Annotated in this window: 27 protein-coding genes and 5 pseudogenes; 22 read left to right on the forward strand and 10 right to left on the reverse strand. The window is 64.4% G+C overall.

Translation table 11 applies throughout. The annotated features are described in order from the left end of the window. Positions 1-51: 51 nt before the first annotated feature. Positions 52-717 (forward strand): hypothetical protein, encoded by a 666-nt coding sequence (locus H2O14_RS06150; protein WP_182826940.1) that lies wholly within the window; start codon positions 52-54, stop codon positions 715-717. After that, on the forward strand, positions 714-2,255 hold the full coding sequence (locus H2O14_RS28780) for a calcium-binding protein (RefSeq protein ID WP_312858556.1): 1,542 nt from the start codon (positions 714-716) through the stop codon (positions 2,253-2,255). The genes H2O14_RS06150 and H2O14_RS28780 overlap by 4 nt, the downstream gene beginning before the upstream one ends. A 371-nt stretch (positions 2,256-2,626) precedes the next feature. Here the strand turns inward: H2O14_RS28780 and H2O14_RS06160 are convergent, their stop codons facing one another. Both H2O14_RS06160 and H2O14_RS06165 read right to left on the reverse strand, forming a co-directional pair. Further along, the gene (locus tag H2O14_RS06160) at positions 2,627-3,091 is read right to left on the reverse strand and encodes a hypothetical protein (RefSeq protein ID WP_182826941.1); all 465 of its coding nucleotides are present in this window, start codon (positions 3,089-3,091) and stop codon (positions 2,627-2,629) included. 176 nt (positions 3,092-3,267) lie between these two features. After that, positions 3,268-4,497: an FAD-binding oxidoreductase gene (locus H2O14_RS06165; protein ID WP_182826942.1), complete on the reverse strand. Its 1,230-nt coding sequence runs from the start codon at positions 4,495-4,497 to the stop codon at positions 3,268-3,270. Between H2O14_RS06165 and mnmD the strand changes: the two genes are divergently transcribed. Together mnmD and trhA are read left to right on the forward strand one after the other, a co-directional pair. Beyond that, a complete protein-coding gene (gene mnmD, locus H2O14_RS06170; protein ID WP_182826943.1) occupies positions 4,496-5,215 on the forward strand; it encodes a tRNA (5-methylaminomethyl-2-thiouridine)(34)-methyltransferase MnmD in 720 nt (239 codons plus the stop codon). The genes H2O14_RS06165 and mnmD overlap by 2 nt on opposite strands. A gap of 91 nt (positions 5,216-5,306) precedes the next feature. Beyond that, positions 5,307-5,968 (forward strand): annotated as a pseudogene (gene trhA, locus H2O14_RS06175) (PAQR family membrane homeostasis protein TrhA). Here trhA and msrB read toward each other — a convergent pair. Beyond that, complete coding sequence (gene msrB / locus H2O14_RS06180; RefSeq protein WP_182826944.1) at positions 5,969-6,370, reverse strand: peptide-methionine (R)-S-oxide reductase MsrB; 402 nt, start codon at positions 6,368-6,370, stop codon at positions 5,969-5,971. A 224-nt stretch (positions 6,371-6,594) separates the two neighbouring features. On the opposite strand from msrB, the gene H2O14_RS06185 reads away from it, so the two are divergent. The 13 genes and pseudogenes from H2O14_RS06185 to H2O14_RS06245 all read left to right on the forward strand — a co-directional run bounded on the left by H2O14_RS06185 (position 6,595) and on the right by H2O14_RS06245 (position 17,132). Next, positions 6,595-6,927, forward strand: a complete 333-nt coding sequence (locus tag H2O14_RS06185) for a helix-turn-helix transcriptional regulator (RefSeq protein WP_182826945.1) — start codon at positions 6,595-6,597, stop codon at positions 6,925-6,927. Beyond that, positions 6,917-8,226 (forward strand): annotated as a pseudogene (locus H2O14_RS06190) (type II toxin-antitoxin system HipA family toxin). Before H2O14_RS06185 ends, H2O14_RS06190 begins: the two are co-directional and overlap by 11 nt. Positions 8,227-8,292: 66 nt before the next feature. Next, complete coding sequence (locus H2O14_RS06195) at positions 8,293-8,715, forward strand: hypothetical protein (protein ID WP_182826946.1); 423 nt, start codon at positions 8,293-8,295, stop codon at positions 8,713-8,715. 138 nt (positions 8,716-8,853) lie between these two features. Continuing rightward, positions 8,854-11,161: pseudogene (locus H2O14_RS06200) on the forward strand (putative monovalent cation/H+ antiporter subunit A); the annotation flags it as partial. Positions 11,162-11,210: 49 nt separating this feature from the next. Next, the gene (locus tag H2O14_RS06205) at positions 11,211-11,618 is read left to right on the forward strand and encodes a Na+/H+ antiporter subunit B (protein WP_182826947.1); all 408 of its coding nucleotides are present in this window, start codon (positions 11,211-11,213) and stop codon (positions 11,616-11,618) included. A 65-nt stretch (positions 11,619-11,683) separates the two neighbouring features. Then, a pseudogene (locus H2O14_RS06210) lies at positions 11,684-11,992 on the forward strand (NADH-quinone oxidoreductase subunit K); the annotation flags it as partial. 1 nt (position 11,993) lies between these two features. Then, the gene (locus tag H2O14_RS06215; protein ID WP_182826949.1) at positions 11,994-13,550 is read left to right on the forward strand and encodes a Na+/H+ antiporter subunit D; all 1,557 of its coding nucleotides are present in this window, start codon (positions 11,994-11,996) and stop codon (positions 13,548-13,550) included. Beyond that, positions 13,547-14,023 (forward strand): Na+/H+ antiporter subunit E, encoded by a 477-nt coding sequence (locus H2O14_RS06220; protein ID WP_182826950.1) that lies wholly within the window; start codon positions 13,547-13,549, stop codon positions 14,021-14,023. Before H2O14_RS06215 ends, H2O14_RS06220 begins: the two co-directional genes overlap by 4 nt. Beyond that, the gene (locus H2O14_RS06225) at positions 14,020-14,355 is read left to right on the forward strand and encodes a cation:proton antiporter (protein ID WP_182826951.1); all 336 of its coding nucleotides are present in this window, start codon (positions 14,020-14,022) and stop codon (positions 14,353-14,355) included. The genes H2O14_RS06220 and H2O14_RS06225 overlap by 4 nt, the downstream gene beginning before the upstream one ends. Then, the gene (mnhG, locus tag H2O14_RS06230; RefSeq protein WP_182826952.1) at positions 14,352-14,699 is read left to right on the forward strand and encodes a monovalent cation/H(+) antiporter subunit G; all 348 of its coding nucleotides are present in this window, start codon (positions 14,352-14,354) and stop codon (positions 14,697-14,699) included. The genes H2O14_RS06225 and mnhG overlap by 4 nt, the downstream gene beginning before the upstream one ends. A 525-nt stretch (positions 14,700-15,224) precedes the next feature. Then, positions 15,225-15,653, forward strand: coding sequence for a MucR family transcriptional regulator (locus H2O14_RS06235; protein WP_182826953.1), 429 nt, complete (start codon positions 15,225-15,227; stop codon positions 15,651-15,653). 211 nt (positions 15,654-15,864) lie between these two features. Next, the gene (locus tag H2O14_RS27180; protein ID WP_246697310.1) at positions 15,865-16,371 is read left to right on the forward strand and encodes a helix-turn-helix domain-containing protein; all 507 of its coding nucleotides are present in this window, start codon (positions 15,865-15,867) and stop codon (positions 16,369-16,371) included. Between the two features lie 5 nt (positions 16,372-16,376). Continuing rightward, complete coding sequence (locus H2O14_RS06245; RefSeq protein ID WP_182826954.1) at positions 16,377-17,132, forward strand: DUF6456 domain-containing protein; 756 nt, start codon at positions 16,377-16,379, stop codon at positions 17,130-17,132. Positions 17,133-17,198: 66 nt separating this feature from the next. On the opposite strand, the gene H2O14_RS06250 is transcribed toward H2O14_RS06245, so the two are convergent. Next, positions 17,199-17,600 carry a M10 family metallopeptidase C-terminal domain-containing protein gene (locus tag H2O14_RS06250; RefSeq protein WP_182829284.1) on the reverse strand — a complete coding sequence of 134 codons (402 nt, stop codon included), beginning with the start codon at positions 17,598-17,600 and terminating at the stop codon, positions 17,199-17,201. Positions 17,601-17,612: 12 nt separating this feature from the next. Here H2O14_RS06250 and H2O14_RS06255 point away from each other — a divergent pair, with 12 nt between their 5' ends. Next, positions 17,613-18,167 carry a hypothetical protein gene (locus H2O14_RS06255; RefSeq protein WP_182826955.1) on the forward strand — a complete coding sequence of 185 codons (555 nt, stop codon included), beginning with the start codon at positions 17,613-17,615 and terminating at the stop codon, positions 18,165-18,167. A 65-nt stretch (positions 18,168-18,232) separates the two neighbouring features. Here H2O14_RS06255 and H2O14_RS06260 read toward each other — a convergent pair whose 3' ends face one another. Both H2O14_RS06260 and H2O14_RS29295 read right to left on the reverse strand, forming a co-directional pair. Beyond that, positions 18,233-18,649 (reverse strand): SufE family protein, encoded by a 417-nt coding sequence (locus H2O14_RS06260; RefSeq protein WP_137158323.1) that lies wholly within the window; start codon positions 18,647-18,649, stop codon positions 18,233-18,235. 276 nt (positions 18,650-18,925) lie between these two features. After that, complete coding sequence (locus H2O14_RS29295; protein ID WP_409526904.1) at positions 18,926-19,480, reverse strand: DUF5330 domain-containing protein; 555 nt, start codon at positions 19,478-19,480, stop codon at positions 18,926-18,928. 407 nt (positions 19,481-19,887) lie between these two features. Here H2O14_RS29295 and H2O14_RS06270 point away from each other — a divergent pair, with 407 nt between their 5' ends. From H2O14_RS06270 to H2O14_RS06295, 4 genes and pseudogenes are all read left to right on the forward strand, one after another. Continuing rightward, a complete protein-coding gene (locus H2O14_RS06270; protein WP_182826957.1) occupies positions 19,888-20,175 on the forward strand; it encodes a hypothetical protein in 288 nt (95 codons plus the stop codon). Then, the gene (locus tag H2O14_RS06275; RefSeq protein WP_182826958.1) at positions 20,172-21,335 is read left to right on the forward strand and encodes a sensor histidine kinase; all 1,164 of its coding nucleotides are present in this window, start codon (positions 20,172-20,174) and stop codon (positions 21,333-21,335) included. Before H2O14_RS06270 ends, H2O14_RS06275 begins: the two co-directional genes overlap by 4 nt. After that, a pseudogene (locus H2O14_RS29300) lies at positions 21,307-22,204 on the forward strand (peptidoglycan-binding domain-containing protein). Before H2O14_RS06275 ends, H2O14_RS29300 begins: the two are co-directional and overlap by 29 nt. 84 nt (positions 22,205-22,288) lie before the next feature. Further along, on the forward strand, positions 22,289-23,407 hold the full coding sequence (locus H2O14_RS06295) for a helix-turn-helix transcriptional regulator (protein WP_182826961.1): 1,119 nt from the start codon (positions 22,289-22,291) through the stop codon (positions 23,405-23,407). Between the two features lie 8 nt (positions 23,408-23,415). Here H2O14_RS06295 and H2O14_RS06300 read toward each other — a convergent pair whose 3' ends face one another. The 4 genes from H2O14_RS06300 to H2O14_RS06315 all read right to left on the reverse strand — a co-directional run bounded on the left by H2O14_RS06300 (position 23,416) and on the right by H2O14_RS06315 (position 25,534). Continuing rightward, positions 23,416-23,733 carry a TraR/DksA family transcriptional regulator gene (locus tag H2O14_RS06300; protein ID WP_182826962.1) on the reverse strand — a complete coding sequence of 106 codons (318 nt, stop codon included), beginning with the start codon at positions 23,731-23,733 and terminating at the stop codon, positions 23,416-23,418. A gap of 44 nt (positions 23,734-23,777) precedes the next feature. Further along, the gene (locus H2O14_RS06305; protein ID WP_182826963.1) at positions 23,778-24,188 is read right to left on the reverse strand and encodes a universal stress protein; all 411 of its coding nucleotides are present in this window, start codon (positions 24,186-24,188) and stop codon (positions 23,778-23,780) included. Between the two features lie 97 nt (positions 24,189-24,285). Next, positions 24,286-25,107 carry a hypothetical protein gene (locus tag H2O14_RS06310; protein ID WP_182826964.1) on the reverse strand — a complete coding sequence of 274 codons (822 nt, stop codon included), beginning with the start codon at positions 25,105-25,107 and terminating at the stop codon, positions 24,286-24,288. A 223-nt stretch (positions 25,108-25,330) separates the two neighbouring features. Then, complete coding sequence (locus H2O14_RS06315) at positions 25,331-25,534, reverse strand: hypothetical protein (protein WP_182826965.1); 204 nt, start codon at positions 25,532-25,534, stop codon at positions 25,331-25,333. Positions 25,535-25,792 lie beyond the last annotated feature (258 nt).

Raw genomic sequence — 25,792 nt, forward strand, 5'->3', positions numbered from 1 at the left:
AGCAAAGCCGGGTGTGAAGCCGTATCAGCGGCAATTCAAGAGGGTATTTTGATGACTGTTTATATCGAACGCAGTCTGGTCGGCACCGAAAACAACGACCAATTAAGCTATAGCATCACCCATGTCGGCAACGGAAATTCGGACGTCTTCATCCACTACACGTCCATTTACGGACTCGGCGGCGAAGACGAAATCACCAACGATGCGGATTGGAAAGACATATTCATCGACGCTGGGGCGGGAAACGACCGTTTCAAAGCCGGGGCCTATTCCAGCGGCACCGTGCTTGGGGGCGAAGGGGATGACCAGATTAACTGTTACGTCGAGGATACGAGCTACACAATCCTCGGTGAAGCCGGCAACGACACGGTGTCCTATTATGTTGACTATTATGATAAGACATCGCGGCTTGATGGCGGCGACGGCGAAGATCATCTCGTGTTCGGCGGCAATTATAGCACTGACCGGATCACTGGGTTCGAGACGCTGGCGCTCAAAGGGAGCATTCGGATCAACAAAGGCAAATTGTCCGACTTCAAGAGCGTCGATCCAGGCTCGGCGACGATCATGTTCGCGCACGCGGCCGATGTGGCCGACGTGGCCTTCGTCAAGGGCGCTTCCAGTATCGCCATCATTGGATCATCCGTCGCGGACAACTTGGATCTGACGAATACAACCGCAGCTTTTCGATTTCGGGCGGCAGCGGCGGCGACGTGATCATCGCCGGCGCCGGGCGACTGCAAGCCGATGGCGGCCCGGGAGCCGACTACATTCGGGGTAGCGACAGAAACGACATATTGAGCTCAGGGCCGCTGCCCAAATGGGGGACCTTGGACGCGCTGGAGACCGTGCTGGCCGGCGGCGGCGACGATGTCGTCATCTTTTCGGGATCACAAGGCGTTTATGACGGCGGCGAGGGCCACGATACGCTTCGCATCACACCGCCCGACCATGGCGGAGATCTGACGCTTTCGCGAGGGGATGCCGTGAACTTCGAGCGCCTCGACATCACCAGCTTCTACGAACTCTCCATCGACGGAGATCTTATCAAGCAATTCGAGACCGTTTCCGCCCGGGAAGCCACCCTCATATTTTCTACGGCCGTCACACCAAAGGACATGCCCGAATTCAAGGTGTTGTTTCTGACGCTCGTCGGTTCCAGGAACAACGACGCGTTGGATTTCACGACATCGAAAGTGCGTCTCACCTTCGACGGAGAAGGCGGAAACGATCTTCTTCGGGCTGGATTGAAGAGCGTCACCGCGGACGGCGGTGTCGGCGACGACCGCCTCTACGGATCAATCTTGGGAGATACGATTGTCGGAGGAATGGGAGACGACATGCTGAGCGGCGGCGCGGGGAAAGACTCCCTCGACGGCGGCCACGGTCTCGACATCGTACACGGCGGCGCGGGCAACGACTGGTTCAAGATGGACCAGTTGAAAGCCTCCGACCATCAGACCCTGTACGGTGACGGGGGCGACGATACTTTCTACTACGGCGACGACGAGAGTATCAACGGCAGCACACCCTGGATCCTGAAACAGGCGGCGACACTGAACTTTGTCGGTGGCGGCGGCAAAGACTATCTGACCATTTCCGGCAATCTCCGAAATGTACAGGCCACCGGCGTGGAGGGACTGTCGTTTTATGACGACATCTGGGTGAGGCCGGATTTTCTACAAAGTTTCGACTCCGTCTACGCCGGCGTCTCCTGGCCAAGGGAAATGGCGACGATCCATCTGTCACAACCAGGGACAATGCACTGGAAAGGCGGGTGGATAAATGCGGAAATCATCGGCAGCAAGGGCGTCGACATTCTCGATTTCTCCAAGGCCTATGACATGCCGGAGGTGATAAACCTCGGCGCCGGCGACGACGAAATCCGGTTTGGGAAAGGAAGCAACGACGAAGGATCCATCCTGACCGGAGGCGCAGGCGACGACCGGTTTCACGGCGGCGCGGGCAACAATTATTTCCGAGGGGGTTCAGGTCACGACATCTATGTGGCGCGCGACAACAAGGGGGTGGATAGCTTTATCGACTTCACCTCTTCCGGCGAATCCGGCGACATCATCGACCTTTCCGGCGTATCTTCCATCAAGGACTATAAGGATCTCTCCAAGAACCATCTTAAAACCGCCGGCGACCTCGGCTATGCCGTGGTTTACATCGATATGGATGCGCAGGGGTCGCTGGTGCTGGGATATGCAGCCGATTTCGATGGTGTATCCTCGGCCAACTTCCTCTTCTGACGTCGCATTTGAGAGTTCGGTGTGATGGGAATTGCCCGATCTTGCCTCCCTCCCAGGATTGAATTCGAGTGAAACATGGTGAGGTTCATTGCGGCGACAAATGCTCTCCGGCTTTCTGGAACGGGCGCGAACTCCGCTTCCCAGGAAGACGTGGCTTTAGCCCGTTAGGAGGATTTTCGCGTCACCGGGTCCATCTTGAAGCGCTTGCCCGATCTGACGCACAAGACGAAGGCGGCGGCAATGTCTCAAATTGCTTTTTAGGCGCGTCGCCTGACGCCCCCTGCCCCGCCTCGGCCTTCGCATCCGCCATGACGAACGAGATCAGCCTGCAGCAGGGCGAGCATGGGCGCTGACGAACGGCGCGGGCGACGTCAGCGCGAGGGCTGTTCGACGCCGTGCTCGCGTCGACGGCCGCCCAGCGCCAACACCAGACCGATGATCACGAAGATCGCGCCGGCGACGAGGCTGACCAGCGTGACGAAGCCGCTGACCGCCAGGCCGGCGACCCCCGTCAGCAGCGACGCCTCGCCCGACGCCGCGTCCGAGCCCGGGATGATCAGGTCGAGGAGCGCCTTGCCGGTGAGAAGAATCGTGGAGACAGGCAGGGAGAAAAAGCTCGCGCCAGCGATCAGGAAGCCGCGCCCGAACGCCGCCCTGATCGTGGGAGCCAGGCCGGCAAGGATCGCGCCGCCGAGGGCGACGGCCGGGACCAGAAGCAGCGATCGATCGGCGTGGGACGAACCGAAGGCGGCCACCGCCGGCGCGAGCGCCAGGCCGGCGAGCGCGCCGAACAACACGCCCGCCAGGATCCTGACCGCAGCTTTGACGATTCCCATGCGACGCTCCCCACTCCGTTGGGCCGCAAGTATCGGGCGCGCGGCGGCCGCGTCAATCGCATCCTCGACGCGGGCGGCGGCTGCGACATGAAAAAATGATCGCCTTCAGGATGGAGGCGCCGTCCGACGCAGAGGTCGGGGCCGGCCATGCGGGGTCGCTTCGCGCCTGCGCGGCGTCACCCCGCCTCGGCCAGATGCGCCTCGGTCCGGAAACTCTCCGGCAGGCGCTCGGGCTCGCGCCCCTCGATGACGTCGATCAGCGCGTCGGCCAGCGCATGCGCCACTCCGAAGGAGATCTTGAAGCCGCCGGTCATGGCGAGGATGTTGGCGCAGTCGGGCAGCAGGCCGAGCATCGGGTCGCGGGCGATGGCCTTGGGGCGGAGACCGGCCCAGCGTTCGATGACCGGGGCCTTGCGAAGCGCGGGGATGAGGGCGCGGGCTTTCTCCAGGACGTCGTCGAGCTGCGCGTCGGTGGCGAACGGATCGTCATAGCTGTTTTCCGAGGTCGAGCCCACCGCGACATGGCTGCGGGCATTTGGGCCGCCGGCATGCGGCACGACATAAACGCCATCGAGAAAGGCCACGGGCAGGCCGGGGTCGAGATCGGCGGCGATGAGCGCGGCCTGGCCTTTCACCCCCTGCCCCAACTGCTTTTTGAGCGGCGGCAGCAGCGCTTCGAGCTGTGCGAAGGCGTCGACGCCGGAGGCGAGCACGAGGCGATCGAAGAGGATGTCGCCGGCATAGGATTCGCCGCTCTGATCCACCGGGCTCAAGCCCGAGGCGCGGAGGCAAGCGCGGCCGGCGGCGGGGTCGATCGAGTCGAGCTCGGTCCCGAGGAAGATCCGCACATTCGGCTGACGCTTCAGCCAGGCGGTGAGCACGGCGCAAAGGCCGCGCGGGCTCATGCGGGCGGCGAGCGTGTCCTGCACATAGCCGCCGTCGGCGAAAGCCGGGTCGATGTAATCGGGGATCGGAGCCGTGTCCGTGATGCGCCAGTGGAAGGCGGCGCCGGGCGTGGCCCAGGCCGTCTCGGCGTCCTGCCGGTGGCGTTCGGCGATGGGCCGCAGATGGGCTTTCGGCAGCGGGATGATGCGGCCGACCCGGGCATAGCCGGCGGAGAGACCGGTCTCGGCCTCCAAGGGAGCGAGCTGATCGGGCAGCGAGATCAGCGCGTCGAACTGGAATTTCTTCTTCTTGCCGAAGTGATTGGGCATCCAGGGAAACAGCGCGCCGAGCAGCCCGCCCGAGGCGCCGGCGCCCGGCCGGGCGCGATCGACCAGCGTGACCGCATAGCCGGCTTCGGCGGCCTTCACCGCTGCCCAGAGGCCCATGACGCCCGCGCCCGTAACGAGAATGTCGGTTGTGAATTGACCGGACGCTGCGGGCGGGTTATCGGCTTTCGACATGGACACCACGGATATTGCTGAAGATGCGACGCTGGACTGGATCGAGGGCGATATGCCCTATTCGACCCTGTTTGGCGATCACTTTTATTGCCGCAGCGACGGACGCGCCGAATGCGGCCATGTGTTTCTCGGCGCCAACGGCCTGCCGGGCCGCTGGGCGGACGGCGGGCATTTCGCCATCGGCGAACTCGGCTTCGGCACGGGCTTGAATTTCTGCGAGACGCTGAGGACATGGCGGGCGGCGCGGGCGGCCGGCGCGGCGCCGGGAAGGCTCTCCTTCACCTCCTTCGAGCTCTATCCGATGGAGCGCGAGGCGGCAGCCAAAGCGCTGTCCCGTTGGCCGGAGCTAGCCCGCGAGCGGGAGGATTTCCTGGCGCTCTGGCCGGAAAAGCCCGACGCCGACGTGACGCTGGCCTTCGCGCCCGATGTGACGCTGCGGGTGGTGGTGGGCGACGCGCTGACGCGGCTGTCGGCCTGCAACGACCTGTTCGACGCCTGGTATCTCGACGGCTTCGCGCCGTCGCGCAATCCGGCCATGTGGTCGGAGGAGCTGATGGCGGCGGTGTTTCATCGCACCCGGGCCGGCGGCAGCTTCGCTACCTATGCCGCCGCCGGTTTCGTGCGGCGCAATCTGGTGGCCGCGGGCTTTAAAGTGGAGCGGCGGCCGGGCTTTGCGGGCAAGCGGGAGATGCTGGCGGGAACCAAAGCGGCGGCCTGAGCCTTCAGCCCCCGCGTCCAAATGCCGTCTTTACCGTCTTGATACGGTCACGGCCGCATGATGAAATGGGCGCGACGCAAGGAAGGATCGCATGACTGCAAGGCCCATCATCGACTGGCGCTACGACCGCTATGAAATCATCGCCGACGGCATCGTCCACGGCGTGGGCGTGGCCGCCGCGCTGGTGGCGGTGACCGTGCTGATCTTCTACGCGACGGTGTGGGGCACGGCGGCGACGATCGCCGCCTCCTGGGTGTATGGGCTCGGGCTGATCGCCTCGCTCGGCATTTCCTTCGCCTATAATATCTGGCCGGTGTCGCCGGTGAAATGGGTGCTCCGGCGCTTCGATCATTCGGCGATCTTCATCCTGATCGCCGCCACCTATACGCCCTTCCTCGCCGCGGCGCTGCCGGACGGGCTGGTGCTGGCCAATCTCATCGGCATCTGGGCGGTGGCCGCCTTCGGCGTGGCGCTGAAATTCTTCTGGCCGGGGCGCTTCGACCGGCTGGCGATCCTGCTCTATCTCGCCATGGGCTGGAGCGGGGTGGCCATCGCCGGCAAGCTCTCGACCGTGCTGTCGCTCGCAACCCTCGTGCTGATCCTCATCGGCGGGATCATCTATTCGCTGGGGTGATCTTCCACGTTTGGGAAAAGCTGCGCTTCCAGAACGCCATCTGGCACGGCTTCGTGGTGACGGCGGCGGGCGTGCACTACGCCGCCGTCCTGACCTGCATCGTCTGGCAGAGCGCCTGATCAGGCCGATTTCTCGAAATCCAGCGCATGGCCATTGATGCAATAGCGCAGGCCGGTCGGCGGCGGGCCATCGGGGAAGACATGGCCCAAATGCGCGTCGCATTCGGCGCAGCGCACTTCCACGCGCACCATGCCATGGCTGACATCGCGGATATTCTTGATGGCGTCCTTGTCGACCGGCTGGAAATAGCTCGGCCAGCCGGTGCCGGAATCGAACTTGGTGTCGGACGAGAACAGCGGCGTCTTGCAGCAGACGCAGCGATAGATCCCCGTCTCGTGATTGTCCCAATAGGGCCCGGTAAACGGCCGCTCGGTGCCGCCCTCGCGCGTGACCCGATATTGCTCGGGCGTCAGGCAATGCGTCCACTCGGCCTCGGCGGCCTTGCTCTTGGCGTCGGTCATGATGATCTCCCTGTGATGGGGGATAAATGGGGTGAGCGGGGGAGATGGCAAGGATGGGGTTGGTCTTCGGGCGAGATCCGAAGCATCGGCCGCACGACCAAGGCGACGCAACGCCGCTCTGCCGCCGAACCGCTTGAAACTTTGCCAATGCTGGCGCATGATGGGCGCTTAAAGAGCCATATAGACGCTCATGAGCATTTAAATGCTCAGATTGTAGGACTGACATGAAACGGATCCGCAGCTATTCGCGCATGACCAAACAGGCGCTGTCGATCCTTGGCAAGCTCATTCGCGCGAACCGCATGGAGCGTGGGATGACGGCCGTGGAATTGTCCGAGCGCGCGGGCATATCCCGCAAGACGCTCCGAGCGATCGAGCAAGGCCAGGGCGGCTCGGAGGTGGGAGTGGTGTTCGAAGTCGCTGCTCTGGTGGGCGTTCGCCTGTTCGACGCCGACGACAAGATCCTCGCGCTCCAGGAGGCTCGCCTCGACGAAAAACTCACGCTGCTGCCGAAGAGCGTGCGCCATGGCAAGCAGGAGGTCGACGATGACTTCTAGGCCGAAGAACCCGAAGGAGGCCTTTGTCTGGATCTGGCTGCCGGGAAAGACGGACCCCGTCGTCGCCGGGCGCATGGCGGCAGACGGCGCCGTCTACAGTTTCAACTACGGCGCCAGCTATCTCGCCCGACCCGACGCCATCCCGATCTACGCGCCCGAACTTCCGCTCGAGCGCGGATTGATCGCCCCGCCCCCGGTCTCGCCATGGCCGGCAGCCTGCGCGACGGCTCTCCCGACGCCTGGGGCCGCCGGGTCATTCTCAACCGGCTCATGGGCGCCAAGGCGACAGACAGCGCAGAGATTACCGAACTCATCTATCTGCTCGAATCCGGATCCGATCGCATCGGCGCGCTCGATTTCCAGCAGTCCGCCACGAATTATGTTCCCCGCCTCAAGGCTGAAGCGTCTTATGAGGAGCTGCTGGAGGCCGCCGAGCGGATCGAAAAAGGCGCGTCGCTGACGCCGGCTCTCGACCAGGCCATCAACCATGGCACCTCGATCGGCGGCGCGCGCCCCAAAGCCCTGATCGATCACGGCGATCGCAAACTCATCGCGAAATTCTCCTCCAGCGCCGATCTCTACAGCGTCGTGAAGGCGGAATTCCTCGCCATGACGCTGGCCGCCTGCTGCGGTCTCGACGTTGCGCCCGTCTCGATGATCACGGCGGCGGGCAAGGATGTCCTGCTGATCGAACGCTTCGATCGCGTCAAGGCGGAGAACGGCTGGCGGCGCACCGCCATGGTTTCGGCGCTGACGATGCTCGGCCTCGACGAAATGATGGCCCGTTACGCGTCTTATCAAGACCTTGCCGAGCTCATCCGACACCGCTTCGCCAAACCGAAGGCGACGCTCCGAGAACTCTTCGGGCGGATCGTCTTCAATATTCTCTGCGGCAATACCGATGACCACGCCCGCAACCATGCCGCCTTCTGGGACGGCAGGACGCTGACCCTGACCCCCGCCTATGACATCTGCCCCCAGGGCCGGACCGGCAACGAAGCGACGCAGGCCATGTTGATCAAGGGCGACGATCGCAGAAGCACGCTCCAGAGCTGCCTCGATGCGGCGCCTGATTTTCTGATCAACGACAAGGACGCCACAGGAATCATCGGGGCGCAACTGAAGACGATCGCTGCGGAATGGAGCGGCATCTGTGAGCAGGCCGAACTGACGGAGACGGACCGGAGGCTGTTTGCCGGACGGCAGTTCCTCAACAGCTATTGCATCGACGGCCTCGGAGCGGAGCATGGCGGATTGCGTGAGCTGTTTTTGGGAGCGCGGGCTGATCTTATGCACTGACGCAGTGCTGCGCGCCATTTAAGGCGAGAAACGTTCAATAAATTGCCGATGTATCAGGACCTCCATATGCCCAAACTCGCACACCTCACATCGATCGCCCACAATCTCGCGGATTCCCTGAGCTCCGGGTGCGGGTTTATGATCGGCAAGTATGACATGGATATTCACGGCGAAGCTGCGGCCTCGAAAGAGGGATTCATAGACGTCGATTTTCTGAGCGGCGAAACGGCCGGCGGCAGAGTTTCGGCTTCGCTGGCGGCGGCGATTGAACGTTACCGCGAGGAATTGCCCGAGCTTTGCCACCGTCATAAGGTCGACGTCGCGGATTTTGGCGCCCTAAAGGTCCGCTTCGGCGGAGCAGGTCTGGACCGGTATTGCGTCGTGACGGTCAAGGATCGACGCGGGCGATCGTCAGTGGATGAATATCGCGGATCGCCGGCGGCGCGCGTCAAAATTCTCGATGCTCTCGGGCGAGTGCGCAGTCGTTGATCGACACAGCTGCTGTGGACAACACCCTGATCACAATCGCGTCAGACCGAGTTTACCGGCATATCTGCCCGTTTTTGCTGGCGCCCCTCGCTATTCCCCCTATTCCTAGCCGCGACCGATGAATATGGAGACGCCGAGATAGTGTCAGCGAACGGGTTCACCACCGCCGCTCTTTTCCTGCCCTTGCTGGGCGCGCTCGTTGCGCCCGCCTTGACGCGGGGGTTGCAGGAAAAGGCCGCATGGCCGCTGATGCTGTTCTTGGCGGCGCCGTTTTTGATCTTTGCGAGCCATTTGCCCGAGGTGGCGGGCGGCGCGGAGGTGACCGGCGGGTTTGCCTGGGCGCCGGCGATGGGGCTCGATTACGCCTGGCGGCTCGACGGGTTGGGGCTGACATTCGCGCTTCTGATCTCCGGCATCGGCGTGCTGATCGTGCTCTATTCCGGCGGCTATCTGAAGGGGCACGTCCAGCAGGGGCGGTTCTTCGCCTTCATCCTGCTGTTCTCGTTTGCCATGCTCGGCGTCGTCGTTTCCGACAACCTCTTGATGCTGTTCGTCTATTGGGAGATGACCTCGATCGCCTCCTTCCTGCTGATCGGTTTCGATCACGAGCGTGCGGCGTCGCGGCGCGGCGCGCTGCAGGCGCTGTTGGTGACCGGCGGCGGCGGGCTGGCGTTGCTGGCCGGCGTGATGACGCTGACGGTGATGAGCGGCGAGACGACGCTGTCGGGGCTTACAGCCAAGACGGCGGATGTGACGGCGCATCCCTGGGCGGGCGCGGCGCTGGTGCTGGTTTTGATCGGCGCCTTCACCAAATCGGCGCAGTTTCCCTTCCATTTCTGGCTGCCCAACGCCATGGAGGCGCCGACGCCGGTGTCGGCCTTCCTGCATTCGGCCACCATGGTGAAGGCCGGGGTCTATCTGCTGCTCCGGCTCAATCCGGTGTTCGGCGACATGGATCTCTGGCAGATCGTCCTGCCGCTGTTCGGCGGCGTCACGCTGGTGATCGGGGCGGCGCTCGCGCTGAAACAGACCGATCTCAAGCTGATGCTCGCCTATACCACGGTCGCTTCGCTCGGGCTGATCACCATGATGACCGGCGTCGGCTCGGACGTGGCGATCGAGGCGGCGGCGCTCTATCTCATCGCGCATGCGCTGTTCAAGGGCGCCTTCTTCATGATCGCCGGCGTCATCGACCATGAGACGGGCACGCGCGACATCAGGCAGCTCTCGGGCCTCCGGGGCAAGATGCCGATCACCTTCGTCGCCGCGCTCTTGGCCGCCTGCTCGATGGCCGGCATCCCCTTGTTCGCCGGCTTCATGGCCAAGGAAGAGATCTATGCGGCGCTGACCGAGGGCGGCTGGCGGGCGCTGCCGCTTCTCGCTGCGATCGCCGGCAATGCGATGATGGGGGCGATCGGCTTTGCGATTGCGCTCCTGCCCTTCCTCGGCGCCCAGGCGCGACACGCCGAAACACGCCCATGACGGGCCGCTGCTCTTGATGGCCGGGCCGGTGGCGCTGGCCGCGCTCGGGCTGGTCGCGGGGCTGGCGGCCGGGCCTTTCCATCAGCTGTTTTCGAGCCCGATGGCGTCTTCCGCGGCGGGCGCGGCGCTTAATGTTCACGCCTCGCCGCTGCCGCATGTCAGCCTCGCTTTCGCGCTGTCGGTTCTGACGCTCGTGCTGGCGGCGGCCATGCTGTGGGGCCTCGACGGGTTGCGCGGGCTGATGTCGCGGCTGCTCGGGGCGATCGGCTGGGGCCCCGATCGCGGCTTCGACCAGTTCGTCTCGCTGGTGGTGACCGCCAGCCATGCCGCCCTCAACCGGCTGCAGACCGGGCGGCTGGAGCTCTATCTCACCACCGTCTTCGCCTTCATCGCGGCCAGTCTTTTGCTGCCCATGGCGATCCATGGCGAATGGCCGGAAATTCCCGCCTGGCCGCGCGATCTGCAGCCGCATGAAGCGGGCTTCATCGCCATCGCCATCTTCGGCCTCTATGCGGTGCTGGCCGCCAAAAGCCGGCTGACGGCGATCGTGTCCCTGGGCATCCAGGGTTTTGCGGTGGCGGTGCTCTATCTCCTCTTCGGCGCGCCGGATCTCGCCTTCACCCAGTTCATGGTCGAGACGCTGTCGGTAGTGATCCTGGCGCTGATCATGACGCGCCTCAGGCTCGACGTCAGCGACCACCGGCCTATCAGGCAGATCGCGCTCGACGCGACGATCGCCGTGGCCTGCGGCCTGGGCTTCGCGCTCTATCTGCTCAAGACGCTGGAGACGCCGTTCGACGCCACGCTGTCGGCCTTCTTCGGCGATTATTCGAAAACGCTCGCGCATGGAGCCAATGTCGTCAATGTCATCATCGTCGATTTCCGCGGCTCGGACACGCTGGGAGAAATCGCCGTGGTGACGATCACCGGGCTCGCGATCCTGGCGCTGATCCGCCTGCGGCCCTTGGGGCCCCGCCCGCCGACAATGACCCCGATCGCGAGGAGGAGCGCGCATGAACTCCTTGATCCTCAAGACCATGGCGCCGTTCCTGACGGTGCTGATGATCGTCTTCTCCGTCTTCGTGCTGCTGCGCGGCCACAATGCGCCGGGCGGCGGCTTCATCGGCGGGCTGCTGGCGGCCGCCGCGATCGCGCTCTACGCGCTGGCCTTCGGGGTGGAGGCGACGCGGCGGGCGCTGAAGGCGCATCCGATGACGATCGCCGGCGGCGGCCTGCTGCTGTCGACGGTGTCGGGCTTCGTCTCCTGGCTCGCCGGCAAGCCGTTCATGACCGGCCTGTGGTTCAATGTCGCCGGCGTCGATCTCTCCACCGTGATGAGCTTCGATCTTGGCGTCTATCTGGTGGTGCTCGGGGCGTTTTCGACCATTCTCTTGGCGCTCGAGGAGCGGGAGGACCCATGACCGAAGCGCCCTTCATCCTGCTCGCCGGCCTGTTTTTCACCGCCGCCATCTATCTGATGTTGTCGAGCCGCATCATCCGCATCATGCTCGGCGTGTCGCTGCTGGGCAACGCCGTCAATCTGACGCTGTTCATCGCCGGCCGGATGACGCGCGAGATCCCGCCGGTGATCACGGGCGGCGACGTGCTGCCCTCGACCGCGGCCAATCCGCTGCCGCAGGCGCTGATCCTGACCGCCATCGTGATCTCCTTCTCCTTCTTCGCCTTCCTGATGGTGCTGGCCTATCGCGCCCGGCAGACGCTCGACACCGACGACACCACGTCGCTGCGATTCTCCGAGCCGGCCGATGCGGCCCTGCCGCCGAGGGAGTACTGACATGCAGACGCTGCTCGCCGCCGCCGCCGGCATCGACCTGACCAAAGTCTATGCGCCCGACGTCGCGCCCGAAGCCTGGCTGACCATCCTGCCCGTGGCGCTGCCGCTCGCCACCGGCGCGCTTCTCACCGCGATCCGTCGCCGCATCGACTGGCATGCGCCGATCGCGCTCGCCACGCTGGCGCTGATGGTTCTGGCGGAGATTGCGCTTCTGGCGCATGTCGCCGTCAACGGCCCCGTCACGCTGGCGCTCGGCCAATGGCTGCCGCCGTTCGGCATCGCCTTCACCGTCGATGTCGGCGGCGCCGGGCTGGCGCTGGTCGCGGGCGTGGTGACGCTAGCCGCGTCCGTGTTTGCGCTCGACGAGATCGACCTCAACCACCGGCGCTACGGCTTTTATCCCTTCCTGCTGTTCCTGATCGCCGGCGTCTCCGGGGCGTTTCTGACCGGCGACGTGTTCAACCTCTATGTCTGGTTCGAGGTGCTGCTGATCTCGTCCTTCGGCCTGCTGGTGCTGGGCGGCGAGAAGGAGCAGATCGACGGAGCGCTGAAATACGGCCTGCTCAATCTGGTCGGCACGACGCTGTTCCTGATCGCCACAGGCTATCTCTATTCCCTGTTCGGCACCCTCAACATGGCCGACATCGCCGTAAAAGTGTCCAAGGATCAGGGCGATCTGCCGCTCGGCACGCTGGCGGCGCTCTATCTCACCGCTTTCGGCATGAAGGCGGCCGCCTTTCCGCTCAACGCCTGGCTGCCCGCCTCCTATCACACGCCGCGCATGGCGGCCGCCGCCTTGTTCGCCGGCCTGCTGACCAAGGTCGGCGTCTATGCGCTGATCCGGGTGCTCGCCATGCTGATGCCGGCCGAAGGCGCGGCCCTGTCGCCGGTGATCGGCGCGGTGGCGGGCCTGACCATGCTGGCCGGCGCGATCGGCGCCATCGCCAGCGACGACCTCAAGCGCGCGCTCGGCCATTGGGTGGTCGCCGGCATCGGGGTTGCGCTGGCGGGGCTGGCGATCGGCGGCGAGGCCGGCCTGTCGGGCGCCTATTTCTACCTCCTGCATTCGATGCTGGTGATGTCCGGCCTCTATTTCGCCGTGGGCGTGATGACGATGCGGGCGGGAGCGTCCTCGCTGACCAAGCTGGGCGGGCTCTACAAGGCCGCGCCGGGGCTGACTGTGATCACCGGCCTGCTGCTGCTCGGGCTGGCCGGACTGCCGCCGCTGTCGGGCTTCTGGCCCAAGGCGATGCTGGTCAAGGCGGCGCTCGCCGCCGATCACGACGGGCTGGCCGCGGCCATTCTCGTCTCCGGCTTCCTGCTGAGCTTTGCGGCGGGGCGGGTGATGCTGCTCGCCTTCTGGCGGCCCGGCGAGATCGCCGCCGACAGGGCGCCCGATCACCGGATGATGACCGGCGCGGCGGCGGCGATGGCGGCGCTCAGCCTGGCGATCGGCCTCTGGCCGGCGCCGGCGGCCGATATCGCCGATCTCGCCGCGCGCGGCTTCATCGATCCCGCCGCCTATATCGGCTCGGCGCTGATGGGGGACCGCCCATGAAGGCCGCCCTCGCCCACCTCGCCATCATTCTCGCCGCGACGGCCTTTTCCGGCCTGCCGTCCGGGCTTTCGCTGCTGATCGGCTTTTTCGTCGGCGCCGTCGTGCTGTCGCTGCTGCCGCGCGCCTCGGGCTCGCTGCGTTACGGCGTCAGGCTGTGGCGCATCTGCAAGCTGATCCTGGTCTTTCTGAAAGAGTTCACGCTGTCGGTGTGGCGGGTGGCGCGGCTGGTGACCTCGCCGAGCATGCGCTTCCAGCCCGGCCTGCTGACCGTGCCGCTGACGCTGACCCGCGACGCCGAGATCACCCTTCTCGCCAATCTCATCACGCTGACGCCGGGCACGCTGACGGTGGACGTGGCCGAAGACCGCAGCTATCTGCTGGTGCATGCGGTGGACGCGCCCGATCCCGACGCGACCCGCGACGATATCGTCACCGGTTTCCAGCGGCTGATCAAGGAGGCCTTCGAACCATGACCGCTGCCGACATTCTCACGCATTCGGTGCATTTCGCCCTGGCCATGCTCATCGCCGCCATGGCGCTGATCGCGTTGCGGGTGCTGCGCGGGCCGACTCTGGCCGACCGGGCGCTGGCCCTCGACCAGCTGGTGGGCGTGGCGATCGGCTTCATCGCCGTGATCGCCGTGCAGACCGGCTTCGAACTCTATGTCGACATCGCGCTGGCGCTCGGCCTGACCGGCTTTCTGACCACGGCGGCCTTCGCCCGTTACCTGCAGCTCGCCGGCGATCCCGAAGGACGGCGCGGCGGCGCGCAGATCGACAAGGTCGAAAAGAAGATCGCGCCATGACCGAGACGCTTCTCACGCTGGCGGCGTCGGCGCTGCTGATCATCGGCTCCGTGATCGCGCTGATTTCGGCGATCGGCCTGCTGCGGCTGCCCGACGTCTTCGCCCGCATGCACGCCGCCTCCAAGGCGGGGGCGGCGGGATCGAGCCTGCTGCTGCTCGCCGTGGCGCTGAGGGCAGACGAAAGCTCGATCTGGATCAAGGTGGCGGCGACGATCCTGTTCTTCTTCCTGACGGCGCCGATCTCCGCCCATCTGCTGGCCCGCGCCGCAATCAAGGCGGGCTTCCGGCCGCCGGTCCTCGACGAGGGCGCGCGCGCCGCGATCGAGGAGACGAAAGCGGACTGAGCAACGTGCATCAGGCGGGGTCAGTATTGCCGTAAAATTTCTACGAGCGGGCCAGAAACGATCGAAATCGGGCCAAGCCGCTTCAAACGAAGAACAAGCGAAAAAGTTCCACCACAAAACTGCAAGTCGAGAATTTTTTATAGCTTATGTAAGGCTCTATTAAGATTGGTTTCCATTTTACGGGATGACGTAACGGCAAGTTTTTGCTGATTGTGTAGAATATGTAAAAATATATTGGAAATGCCAAGGAAAGATGTTAATCGGCAAAACAAGAGTCATATTCCGATTCAGTTCAGTCCAATCCTCATGGGGGACGCTAGGCTCAAGCAAGGCGCTGCATGAACGACAGGACTGAAGAGCGGATCTATCCGCTCACGGAATGGAAGTCGTCGAAGCATATTGGTCGAAGCGCTAGGGGTAGCGACCAGGCCATCAAACCTATACTTCGCCGGGCATGGCTCTGATGATCGCTTCTGGTTCGAAAGAAACTGAAGCAGGGCAAGTGGATCGATCAGGAGAACAAGAATGAACGACGCAGCCAATGCGGGAAACAAGGAATTGCTGGTCGAACTGACCGCGGAAATCGTTGCCGCCTATGTCGGCAATCACGTGGTGCCGGCCAACGACCTCGCTTCCCTCATCGCCGACGTGCATACGGCGCTGTCCAACACGGCGACGGCGGAAGCCGCCGCTCCGGTGGTGGAAAAGCCGAAGCCGCCGGTGCCGATCAAGAAGTCGGTGCACAACGACTATATCATCTGCCTCGAAGACGGCATGAAGTTCAAGTCGCTCAAGCGCCACCTCATGACCCATTACGGCATGACCCCGGAAGATTATCGCGAAAAGTGGGAGCTACCGGCAGACTACCCGATGGTGGCCCCGGCCTATGCCGAAGCGCGCTCGCGCCTCGCCAAGGAAATGGGCCTCGGCCAGGGCCGCAAGAAGCGCGCCTGAGCCGACGGCGCCCAATGCGTCAGACGACAGGGCGGTCCTTCGGGGCCGCCTTTTTCGTTTCCGAGCAAGGAATTTTTTCCTACAATTGATTTCAAATACTTAGCCCGGTTCCGCCCTGTGAATCGGCGATCGGTTGCGCGCCCATCTTTTCAACGTCTGGATTGTACGCTATGAATAGGAAAATTAACCTATTTTGATCGGAGCGATACGGATGAGCGATACCGAAGACCGTGACATCACCAGCCTGTTTTGCGAGCCGCATGTGGCCGCCCGGCTGGAGCAACGCCTGTCGGACTGGCGCGCGCGCGGCAGGGACCAGACGGCCCTCGTCGCCGCGGCCGGCCCCGGCCCCGGCAAGCTCGCCCGCCGCGCCCGACGCCGCCGGCAGCGCGCCGAGATTTCGCCGCGCAGCGTCTCCGGCGTGGTGGCGACGATCGCCACCGAGATGATGTTCCTGACCTCCGACGAGCCGCAGTGCGGCCGCAACCGCCGCTTCGCCATGAGCCATGTGCAGCAGATCGCCATGTATGTCTGCCATGTGGTGCTGCAGATGACCATGACCGAGATCGGCCGCGGCTTCGGCCGCGACCGCAGCACGGTGGGGCACGCCTGCGCCCGCGTCGAGGACCGACGGGACGAGGCCGGTTTCGACCGGCTGGTGACGGCGATCGAGACGGTGACCTCGGGCGTCTTCACGCCCATCGGCCGCAAGGGGTGAGGCCGATGAGCGGAATCGACACGATGAAAGAGATCGAAAAGCTGCTCCGCTTTCTCGGCAATGCCGGCTGCCGCGCGGACCTCGCCCCCGACAAAGCCGACGGCGCGTTGCGGCTCAGCCATCCCGACGGCCGGGTGGCCGATTTCCCGGGGCCGGTGGCGACCGAGGCCGCGAGCCGCGGCTTGCTGGTCGATCGCAGCGGCCTGGTGGCCCCCACGCTCGAGGCCCGCTCCTTCCTGCGCCGTCGGCGCGCCGCCCGCGAAGAGGCGATGCTCGACCAGCATCGCGCCATCGAGATCGGCTTTCTCGTCGAGGGCGAGACGGCGGAGCCTGTGCGCATCAACGCCGCCGAAAGCCCGCTTTCGCAATTCGCCCGCATGAAGGACAAATCCGGCGCGCCGTGGTTTGCCGACGCCGCACTCGCCGCCGGCGAGCGGCTGGCGCGCGATTTCCACTTCGCCGGGCTGCAGCCCAAGATCACGCCGAGCTACGAGCCCCGCTTCGGCGACCGCGTCAAGGCCGCGCCCGGCGCGGGCGTGGAGCTCAAGGACAATGTCGTGGCCGCCCGGCTGCGGGTCGCCCGCGCGCTGACCGCCATCGGCCCCGAACTTTCCGGCGTGGCGCTCGACATCTGCTGCTTCGAAAAGGGGCTTGAGACGGTGGAGCGCGAACGCCAATGGCCGGCGCGATCGGCCAAGCTGATGCTGAAGACGGCGCTTCTGGCGCTAGAGAGGCATTATCGGGCGGGTGGGAGGGGGTGATAGAGCGGACGACGAGCAGCCTGTCGATGCGGGGGCTCGCGCTCCGAATCGACAGGCATAGTTAAATTAAGCGAACAGGAAATTGGCAGCCAGGAGCTCAGACTTATCCGCTATACCGCCAAGTCGAATACTGTCTGTCTCATCATTCCACTTGATCACGATATAGCTGCCGCCATCGGTGACGTGGTTGTTGCGGAGATCGTTGATACCCGTGATCTCGGCAATTGAACTGAGGTCGATGATGTCGGCGCCCGTGAGGAAGTCGGTCAGTCTGTCTTTGTCGCTTCCGACGCTGAAGACAAATGTGTCGTCTCCCGCCCCTCCCGTCAGCGTGTCATTGCCGACGCCGCCAACAAGACGGTCTGCGCCGCCGCCACCCGAAAGAACATCAACACCAACCTTACCGTTCAAAGTGTCATTGCCATTGCCGCCGCTGAGGCTATTTTCGCCACCATTGCCATTGATGATAGGACAGCTTCGATGAACACTTTATTTCTCTTTATTGCAGCATACTTCACTTCATATACCACGATCCTCTTGGATCAAGTCAGTTCGACAGCCGATATTCCCCTAGTTACGGAAATCAGAAATATAAACGAGCTAGCCGTTAACATTGAATCGGAGACGCCCGCATCCTTGTATCTCGCTTGCACCGATGGATCCGAGCGGCGTCTGCTCCTGTCGACCCGTCTCCCCGGACCTAGATATGATTACAGAAAGGGGAACAAGGACGACGCCTTCCTCTATGTCGAAACCATAGAGCAGAAAATGGATCTGAAGTGGACGCTGGCTGAAAGGGGCAAGGACGATCCCTGGGGCGGCTATCTCTTCTGGCGAAAGAACCTCGATGAGCCGGATACGTTGATCTCGGCGCCGCTCACCGGCGATCAGATTGCCACAATCAGCCGGTGGTTCGGGCATGCGCCACCATCGGAAGTCTCGATCATCGGCTTCCTAGAAACCGGCGTCTTCATGACAGGAAAGGCGACGGGCAAGGCCATCGCCGACTTCGACGCGTCTTGCAGCGCAAAATAGAGTGCGCCCAACGCAGGAAAGCCGGCTCGTTCATTGGAAGCTATCGTCGTCTTCCGCAGACACCCTCACCCCGCCGCCTTCACGCCCTCTTCCCTGATACGGTTGACCATCGACCTCAACCCATTGGCGCGTTGCGCCGAGAGATGTTCGATCATGCCGATCTCTTTGAACGTGTCGAGCGCGTCGAGCTTGGCGACGTCGGAGGCGTGTTTGCCGCTGTAGATGGCGAGCACGATGGCGACGAGGCCGCGGACGATGTGGGCGTCGCTGTCGCCGCGGAAGGTCATCACGGGGTCTTGGCCCTCGCCCGGTTCGCTGACCAGCCAGACCTGGCTCGCGCAGCCGCGCACCTTGTTGTCGGCCGTGCGGTCTTCCTCGGGCAGATCGGGCAGCGCCTTGCCGAGTTCGATCACATAGCGGTAGCGATCCTCCCAATCGTCGAGAAAGGCGAAGTCGCTGATGATGTCGTCGATGGCGGCCATGATGCTGATCCCTGTCTTGCGCCCGATATAGGCGCTCGGAACGGCCTTGAAAAGCCGTAGCAGGGGTTTGTCCGGCGCGATCGGGGCAAAGAAAAAGCCGCGAAGCTGTTGGCTTCGCGGCGGCGTCACAAGGACGAGGCGGGGCATGAAAAGAAGCGAGGCGCGCTTCAGGCAGCGCGGCGGAGCCGATCATGGCGCGGCCGCGAAGGGGGAATGGGCGAATAGCGAATAGCGAATAGTGAATAGCGAATAGCGAATAGCGAGTAGGCGGTCGGGTCAGGGCGCGGGGCGCGGGGTCGGGATGGGGATGTGGCGGGCGGTCCCGGCTTGCGCGCCGGCCTCGGGGGCGGCTGCGGCCGATGTCACGGTTCCGGTCGTCACGCTGTCGGCGGCGGCGAGCTGGGCGGGGTCGGCGAATTTTTCATCGAGATAGGAATAGGCCACCCGCGCGCCCTCCCTGGCTCTGGAGCCCAGCGTCGAGACGGTCTCGGCGCCCTTGACGCAGACATCGGGTTTTCCGCGCAGAGCGAGCCCATATAGGTGATGGCGCCGGCGGCGGCGCCGAAAGCATCGGTCAGTTCGACGCCTTCCTCTTTCTTCAGGCGGTCGCTCGCTTCCTGATCGAAGATCGGCAGCATGACCAGCACCATCGAAAACCAGAAGGCGGTTCTCAAGAGAAACCACATAGCCTTGTTCCTTGCCCTGTTTCATTCCGGATCTTGTCGCGTCCGGTTTTGTCGTGTCCGCCGGCTGTCGCCGGTCTCGTCGTTTCGGGCCGGCCCATCTGTCCGGCGATGACCAGACCCTAGCCCGGTCATGCTGACGTCCCATTACGGCAAAGGGGAGGAATCGAGTCGAATTTGCAGCGAATTTGAGTTTTTCGACATTTATGCAATCTTGAACTGCATTTGTCTCGAATTCGACCGATCGCCGTTAACCTTCGTGGCGGCCCGTCCCGGAAATACAGGCGATTGAGGGGGACCTGGCCGCCACAAAGGTTAACTCCCGCCGCGGAAGGCCGAAAACGCCAGCAATTACGTGCTGTTAACCACGATTTTCGAAGTTGGCCGCATCTGTGCCTTTTCTGGACTTTTCGCCCGTCGCGGCGGCTGTTCCGGGTTCGTTTTTATCCTTTCCTTAAGTCGACGCTGCCATTTTCCGGACTGAGAGTTCCCAAGGGCTAATGAAGGCCACAAGCTTTGAGAGTATTGAGCGACATCGGCGGCAAGGCGCGTCACATGATCGGACGCGTATGCGAGACAGGCGACGGGGCCCTGCCCCGGCCTGGCCTCAGACTGGCCGCGTCCTGCGCGATCGGCCTGGGCTGCCTGGCCGGCATGCAGCTGGCCGGCGTCGCGCTCGCGGCGTCCCTGCCGGCTTCGGCCGCGCTGTTCGCCGCCTCGATGACGCTGGCGCTGGCGCTGCGCGAGATCCGCCCGGAGTTCAAAGCCGGACGTGAGGCCGAGACCGTCGCCGCCGCTCCATCGCCCGCATCGCCGCTTGCGCGCCTGCCGGGCCTTGTGTGACCCGCCACGATCGCTCGGGCGGCCTCCTTTCCGTCGCCGGCGCCGACGCGCAGGCATTCGGTTTCTCGCCGGATCGCATCCAGCCGAATGCGGTGATCGACCGCGTGCATGTGGCCGGACGCATCGGCTATCTCCAGGCGGTCGACGACCTGCGCCGCGGCGCGGCCCGCGCCCGCGCCGACGTGCTGTTCGCAGTCGGCGGCTTCGAAAACCACTACCGCCCCGTCCGCATCGACTTCGTCGGCGAATGCGACGCAGACGGCGCGCTGTCGGGTTTCGTCACCCAGATCACCGATCGCGGCCAGGAGGCGGCGCTGGAGGAAGAGGTCGCCCGCGCCCGCGACGAGGCGCTCGGCGCCAACGAGGCCAAGACCCGTTTTCTCGCCGCCGTCAGCCATGAGCTGCGCACGCCGCTCAACGCCATCCTCGGATTCTCCGACATTCTCACCGGCGAATATTTCGGCCGCTTCGAAAACGACAAGCAGAAGGAATATTGCGAGCTGATCAACCGTTCCGGCAAGCATCTGCTCGCCGTGGTCAACGCCATGCTCGACATGAGCAAGATCGAGGCCGGCCGCTACGATCTGGTCAAGGAACCGTTCGATATCGGCGACGCCGTGTCCGCCACCGAGGAGATGCTGTCGCTCGCCGCCCGCGCCAAGGGCGTTGTGCTGACGACGCGGGTGGCCCGCCAGTTGGGCGACGTCTGCGCCGACCGTCGCGCCATCCAGCAGGTGCTGATCAATCTCGCCAGCAACGCGATCAAATTCACCGAGGCCGGCGGCGTGGTGACCATCGACGCCGCCCGGGCCGGCGAAAAACTCGTGCTCACCGTTTCCGACACCGGCGTCGGCATCGCGCCCGACAAGATCGGCAAACTCGGCCAGCCCTTCGTGCAGGTGGACAGCACCTATGCGCGTCAATATGAAGGCGCAGGCCTCGGCCTTGCGCTGGTCAAGGGTCTCGTGGCCCTGCATGGCGGCTCCTTCGCGATCGAAAGCGAAGTGGGGGCCGGCACCAAGGCGACCGTCATCCTGCCTTTCGAGGGCGAGGACGGCGCCGACAACGCCATCGAATTTCCGCCGCGCCTCATCGAGCGCGCCCGGACACAGACGATAGAGGAGACGCTCAATGGCGCCGCCGAAGCGAAAATCGCCTGAGACGAAGAAAGCCCCCGCCCGCAAGGCGCCGGCCAAACGCAAACGGAGCGCCTGGCTGTCGGGTGTCTCCTTCATCGCGCGCTATCCCCGGCTGATCTCGGGCGTGGCGATCTTTTCCGTCGTGTTCAGTTTCGTCGCGGCCAATGCGCTGTGGTATCAGCCGCATCACCCGTCGCCCTTCATGGCGACGCGGGGCGACGCCGCCGCAGCCGTCGACGCGGCGCGGGCTCCCGCCGCGGAAACCGGCGTCACCACGTTCCGCATCCAGCGTGAGGAGGATCTCGCGGCGCAACCAAAGCCGGCGGCCTCGCCGCTGGTGGCCGACATGCAGAAGCCCTGACCGGCCTCAACCTCTATGACGGTCCCGCCGACGGCGTGAACGGGCCGAAGACCGTGGCCGCGATCCAGTTCTATCAGGAGACGGAAGGGCTGGAAGCGACCGGCGAAGCCTCGCAGGCGCTGCTCGACCGCATGAAAGCGGCCCGCGCGGCCGTCGCCGACGCGTCGCCGCCGCCGGATCAGTCCAAGACCGCCAGCGTGAAGAAGAGCGACGACGTGGCGGACCTCATCCGCGCCATGGACGAGACGGGCTCGGTGCCCATTCCCGCCTCCGCCTATCCGGAGCCCGCAAAAAGACCGCCCATGCCGACAAGGCGAAGGAGGCGCCGGCAGAAGCGCCGGTCAAGCGGGTGATGCTGATCCAGAAAGCCCTGGTCGGTCTCGCCTATGGCGATATCGCCGTGGACGGCAAGGCGGGCGCGGCGACCAAAGCGGCGATCCGCTCGTTCGAAAAAGCCTATCGCCTGCCCGTGACGGGCGAACCCTCGGACGCGGTCCTGAAGAAGCTGAAGTCGATCGGCGCGCTCTGAAGCCGCAAAAGATCGGCTGAAAACGCGTAAAGTTTGACTTTCTGCGGAAAGCGTCAATGATCGTGTTTCAAGCTCTACTCACACATGGTCTTCATGCTCATCCCCGGATCTCCCGATCACGATCGCATCATCGACAAGATCTATGAAGCGGCGTTGCTGCCCGACGCCTGGCAGGACGTGCTGGAGGAGATCTGTCGATGGGGTGGCTTCTTCGGCGGCCTGGTGGCGATGGACGACGTCGCCCGCGCCGATTGGGTGCTGACGCCGAGCGTGGTCCCCATCTTCCAGGAATTCCTCGACGGCGGCTGGCAGCCGCGCAACGAGCGGCTCTACGGCCTGGTGCAATCCGGCGATCTCGATTTCGTTTCCGACTCGCAGCTCTATAGCGAGGCAGACAAGGCGCGCATCCCGATCTACCGCGACTTCCTCACGCCGCGCGGTTTCGGGATCGGCTCCGCCACGATCGTGCAGGCGGCGGACGGCCGGCGCATGTCGATCATCTTCGAACGGAAGCTGGAGCAAGGGCCGTCGCCGCCGGAGATCCTGGCGGCGCTCAACAGCCTGAGGCCGCATATGGCGAGGGCGCTCAATCTCGCGAGCGAGGTGCGCCGGCAGCGCCAGCATTCGCTGTTGAACGGGCTGGCGCTGGCGGGCGTGCCGGCGGCGCTGATCACCGAACAGGGCCGGATCTTGGCCGCCAATGCGGTTTTCGAAGGCCTCGGCGACCACATCGCCTTTCTCGCCCATGGCCGGATGGCGCTGCGCGATCCCGCCGCGCAACTCCTGTTCACCGAGGCCTTGACCTCGCTCGGCGGCGAGCGCGTGCAATCGCTGCCGCTGCCGTCGGCGAACGAGGCGGCGCTGCCCGGCGTCTTGCACATCCTGCCGCTGCGGCGCATGGCGCGGGATCTCGGCCCGAACGCGCAGGCGATCGTGATGGCCGCCTTCCCCACCAGAGGCGACGAAACCCTGTTTCCGCTGCTGAAGACGCTTTACGATTTCACCCGCGCCGAGGCGCGCGTCGCCGCGCTGATGCTGGAGGGCGAGGCCCTGCCCGAAATCGCCAAGAAGCTCGGCGTCGCCTATGAAACCGTGCGCAGCGGCGCCAAGGCGATCTATCGCAAGACCGGCAGTTCGGGCCAGACGGATTTCGTCCGGCGACTGTCGCCAGTCACGCGCTATTCGGTGGCGTCTGGCGGCTGAGCCGACGATCAGTGGATGCAGTCTTCGCAGAGCGCCGCCTGCGGCACAGCCCGAAGCCGCGCCTCGGAAATCGGCTCGCCGCATTTGGCGCAGAGGCCGAAGACGCCGCGGGCGATGCGGTCCAGCGCGGCGTTGACGGCGCGCAATTCCTCGAGCCCGGCCTGGCCGACCCCTTCGAGCACCTCGTCGCCCTCCACTTCCAGCGCATGATCCTCCGCATCCGCGCCCGCGGATGCGTCGAGCTCGTCTTCGATGGCGCGGAGGCGTCCCTCCAGCTCAGTCTTTCGCGCAGAGAGGCGGGCGGCAAAAGCGTTCACGTCCAGCATGGATCATTCTCCTCCAACTCGTATTTTTCGTGGCCGAACCGGGATCAACGGTCGACAAGGACCGAGCATTTGGCGTGGCGCACGACCCGATCGGCGGTGGAGCCGAGAAGATAGTTGGAAAAATCGGGCCGATGCGACGCGATGATGACGAGATCGGCCGCCTGTTCCTCCGCCACAGCCAGGATCTCGCGGGCGGGCGAACCGACCCGGGTGTGAATTTGCGCCGTCGCGCCGGTCTTGTCGTTCAGCGCCTTCAAGCGATCGACCGCTTCCCGGATGCTGGCCTCGATGAAATCCGCGGGCAGTTCGATGGTCATGTAGCCCGGAATATCCTCCGCCACATTGAGAAGCAGGATGACGCCGCCGTCGTCGACGAGCTCCATCGCCTTGCGAAGGATCTTCTCGCCCTTGTCGAGCTGGCCGATATCCACGGGAACGATGATCTTTTTAAACATGTCGCGCCTCCGGTCGTTGAAACGTCATGGAGGGACCATGCGCGCAGCGGAGCGAGCGGGCATTGATCAACATCAAGCGTCGTCCGCCGGCGGGCGATCAGTCGTAGAGTTCGACGCCCGAGGCCCTGATGCGAGCGAGATCGGACTGATATTTGTCCTCGTAGGCGGCGACGAGGCCCGGATCGGTGATTTCGAGACGCGGATTGGGCTCGTCGAACGGGAAGCCGCGCATCATGCGGGCCACATTCTTGAGCTCGTTGGCCGACAGATGCGGCTTGAGCTCGTTGAGCACCTTCAGCCCCTTGAGGGTGAGTGAGGGCAGAACGTCGCGGCGCAACTCCTCGTCGGGCACGACGAAGGCGACGCTGGGCGCCAGCAGACCGAAAACCCGCGCCGGATTGGCCGACAACCAGTCATAGGTCCAGACGGTCAGCTTGTCGGCGCCGCAGGCCGCGGCCATGTCGGCGACGACCTCGGCCCAGCCGCGACAGTCGGGCTTGAATTTCGCCAGATACCGGTCGAAAGCCGGAGCCTTGCCGCGCGAGGCGAGTTGCAGCCAGGACGAGGTCAGATAGTCCGGATAGCGGCGGATCGAAAGAAAATAATGCGCCTCCCGCCCCTTCAGGAGGGAATCGAGCATGCGAATGCGCCGATGCGCCGCCGGATACAGCCGGCCCGTCCAGTAATTGGCGGAAATCAGGCCGAGCAGGTTTTCGTCGGAGAGAATGAAGGTGTCGCCGCGGCCCTGACTGCGGATCAGCGCCTCCAGCCGACGCGCCAGGAGCGGGCGCGCCATGGCGCCGCTGATCGCATCCGTCCAGGCCAGCGCATCGAACAATTTGGTGAAGTTCTGCCGGACGGCGGAAATGCCCGCATAGCGGATGCTCCCTTCGGCCAGCAGGCTTCCGTGGTCGTGCAACTGCGCCTGAATGAAGGTGGTCGCAGTCTTGTGGACGCCGAGATGGACATTGACGCGTCGGTGAAAGCCCGGCCTGTTCGACGGAGCCGAACGGCGCCGCGGCCTTGCCGACCAGGCGGCCTGCCATTGCCGGGCTTACTTCGTCATGCGCCATGGAAGATCGTCATTTCAAGGTTGAAAACCAGTCGTCGCCGCCGAGGCGCGACGCCTGTCGATCATGTCGTCAGCCGGCCTCGCCCGGAGTGGCCGGTTTTCCGGCCTTCTTGGCGGCGCGCCCGGCGCCGGCGGCCTTCACCTTTTCCTTCAGGGTCGAGCGCTGTTCTTTCAGCGCGCCGATGCGCTCCCGCAGCGTGGCGATCTCCTGATTGATCGCCTTGATCTGCATCTTCGGGGCCAGCTTCTTCACCGGCGTCTCAGTCGTATTCATCGTCTTACCTCATAAACGGGCCGAAACCCACGGAGTGACCGTCCATTCCCGCACCAGAGGAAAGGGAGCGGCGCAGCGCCCTACAATCAGCGCGAACACTAATGCGGCCAAGGTAAAGACACAAGGCCCCGTTCGTCGCCACGCCGTGCAATCCGAAACAACCGTGTCGGTTTCGTGTCCGGCGCGCCCGCCTGCGGCAGATAACGGAATCAGACCCCGTTCACCGCGGGCAAGCGCCTGAGGGCGCCGGTTTGAAGG

Origin of the sequence: Rhizobium sp. G21 (genome assembly GCF_014158035.1) — a bacterium.
Lineage (GTDB): Bacteria > Pseudomonadota > Alphaproteobacteria > Rhizobiales > Rhizobiaceae > Rhizobium_E.

What these genes read in the sequence shown, in the direction of transcription:
- H2O14_RS06260 (WP_137158323.1), bottom strand. Translation starts at nt 18,649, where the DNA reads ATGGCCGCCATCGACGACATCATCAGCGACTTCGCCTTTCTCGACGAT.
- H2O14_RS06150 (WP_182826940.1), top strand. Translation starts at nt 52, where the DNA reads ATGACTGTTTATATCGAACGCAGTCTGGTCGGCACCGAAAACAACGAC.
- H2O14_RS06195 (WP_182826946.1), top strand. Translation starts at nt 8,293, where the DNA reads ATGCCCAAACTCGCACACCTCACATCGATCGCCCACAATCTCGCGGAT.
- H2O14_RS06165 (WP_182826942.1), bottom strand. Translation starts at nt 4,497, where the DNA reads ATGTCGAAAGCCGATAACCCGCCCGCAGCGTCCGGTCAATTCACAACC.
- H2O14_RS06220 (WP_182826950.1), top strand. Translation starts at nt 13,547, where the DNA reads ATGAAGGCCGCCCTCGCCCACCTCGCCATCATTCTCGCCGCGACGGCC.
- H2O14_RS06245 (WP_182826954.1), top strand. Translation starts at nt 16,377, where the DNA reads ATGAGCGGAATCGACACGATGAAAGAGATCGAAAAGCTGCTCCGCTTT.
- msrB (WP_182826944.1), bottom strand. Translation starts at nt 6,370, where the DNA reads ATGACCGACGCCAAGAGCAAGGCCGCCGAGGCCGAGTGGACGCATTGC.
- H2O14_RS27180 (WP_246697310.1), top strand. Translation starts at nt 15,865, where the DNA reads ATGAGCGATACCGAAGACCGTGACATCACCAGCCTGTTTTGCGAGCCG.
- H2O14_RS06255 (WP_182826955.1), top strand. Translation starts at nt 17,613, where the DNA reads ATGAACACTTTATTTCTCTTTATTGCAGCATACTTCACTTCATATACC.
- H2O14_RS06160 (WP_182826941.1), bottom strand. Translation starts at nt 3,091, where the DNA reads ATGGGAATCGTCAAAGCTGCGGTCAGGATCCTGGCGGGCGTGTTGTTC.
- H2O14_RS06305 (WP_182826963.1), bottom strand. Translation starts at nt 24,188, where the DNA reads ATGTTTAAAAAGATCATCGTTCCCGTGGATATCGGCCAGCTCGACAAG.
- H2O14_RS06295 (WP_182826961.1), top strand. Translation starts at nt 22,289, where the DNA reads ATGGTCTTCATGCTCATCCCCGGATCTCCCGATCACGATCGCATCATC.
- mnmD (WP_182826943.1), top strand. Translation starts at nt 4,496, where the DNA reads ATGGACACCACGGATATTGCTGAAGATGCGACGCTGGACTGGATCGAG.
- H2O14_RS06215 (WP_182826949.1), top strand. Translation starts at nt 11,994, where the DNA reads ATGCAGACGCTGCTCGCCGCCGCCGCCGGCATCGACCTGACCAAAGTC.
- H2O14_RS06300 (WP_182826962.1), bottom strand. Translation starts at nt 23,733, where the DNA reads ATGCTGGACGTGAACGCTTTTGCCGCCCGCCTCTCTGCGCGAAAGACT.
- mnhG (WP_182826952.1), top strand. Translation starts at nt 14,352, where the DNA reads ATGACCGAGACGCTTCTCACGCTGGCGGCGTCGGCGCTGCTGATCATC.
- H2O14_RS06270 (WP_182826957.1), top strand. Translation starts at nt 19,888, where the DNA reads ATGATCGGACGCGTATGCGAGACAGGCGACGGGGCCCTGCCCCGGCCT.
- H2O14_RS29295 (WP_409526904.1), bottom strand. Translation starts at nt 19,480, where the DNA reads ATGGGACGTCAGCATGACCGGGCTAGGGTCTGGTCATCGCCGGACAGA.
- H2O14_RS06225 (WP_182826951.1), top strand. Translation starts at nt 14,020, where the DNA reads ATGACCGCTGCCGACATTCTCACGCATTCGGTGCATTTCGCCCTGGCC.
- H2O14_RS06185 (WP_182826945.1), top strand. Translation starts at nt 6,595, where the DNA reads ATGAAACGGATCCGCAGCTATTCGCGCATGACCAAACAGGCGCTGTCG.
- H2O14_RS06315 (WP_182826965.1), bottom strand. Translation starts at nt 25,534, where the DNA reads ATGAATACGACTGAGACGCCGGTGAAGAAGCTGGCCCCGAAGATGCAG.
- H2O14_RS06205 (WP_182826947.1), top strand. Translation starts at nt 11,211, where the DNA reads ATGAACTCCTTGATCCTCAAGACCATGGCGCCGTTCCTGACGGTGCTG.
- H2O14_RS06235 (WP_182826953.1), top strand. Translation starts at nt 15,225, where the DNA reads ATGAACGACGCAGCCAATGCGGGAAACAAGGAATTGCTGGTCGAACTG.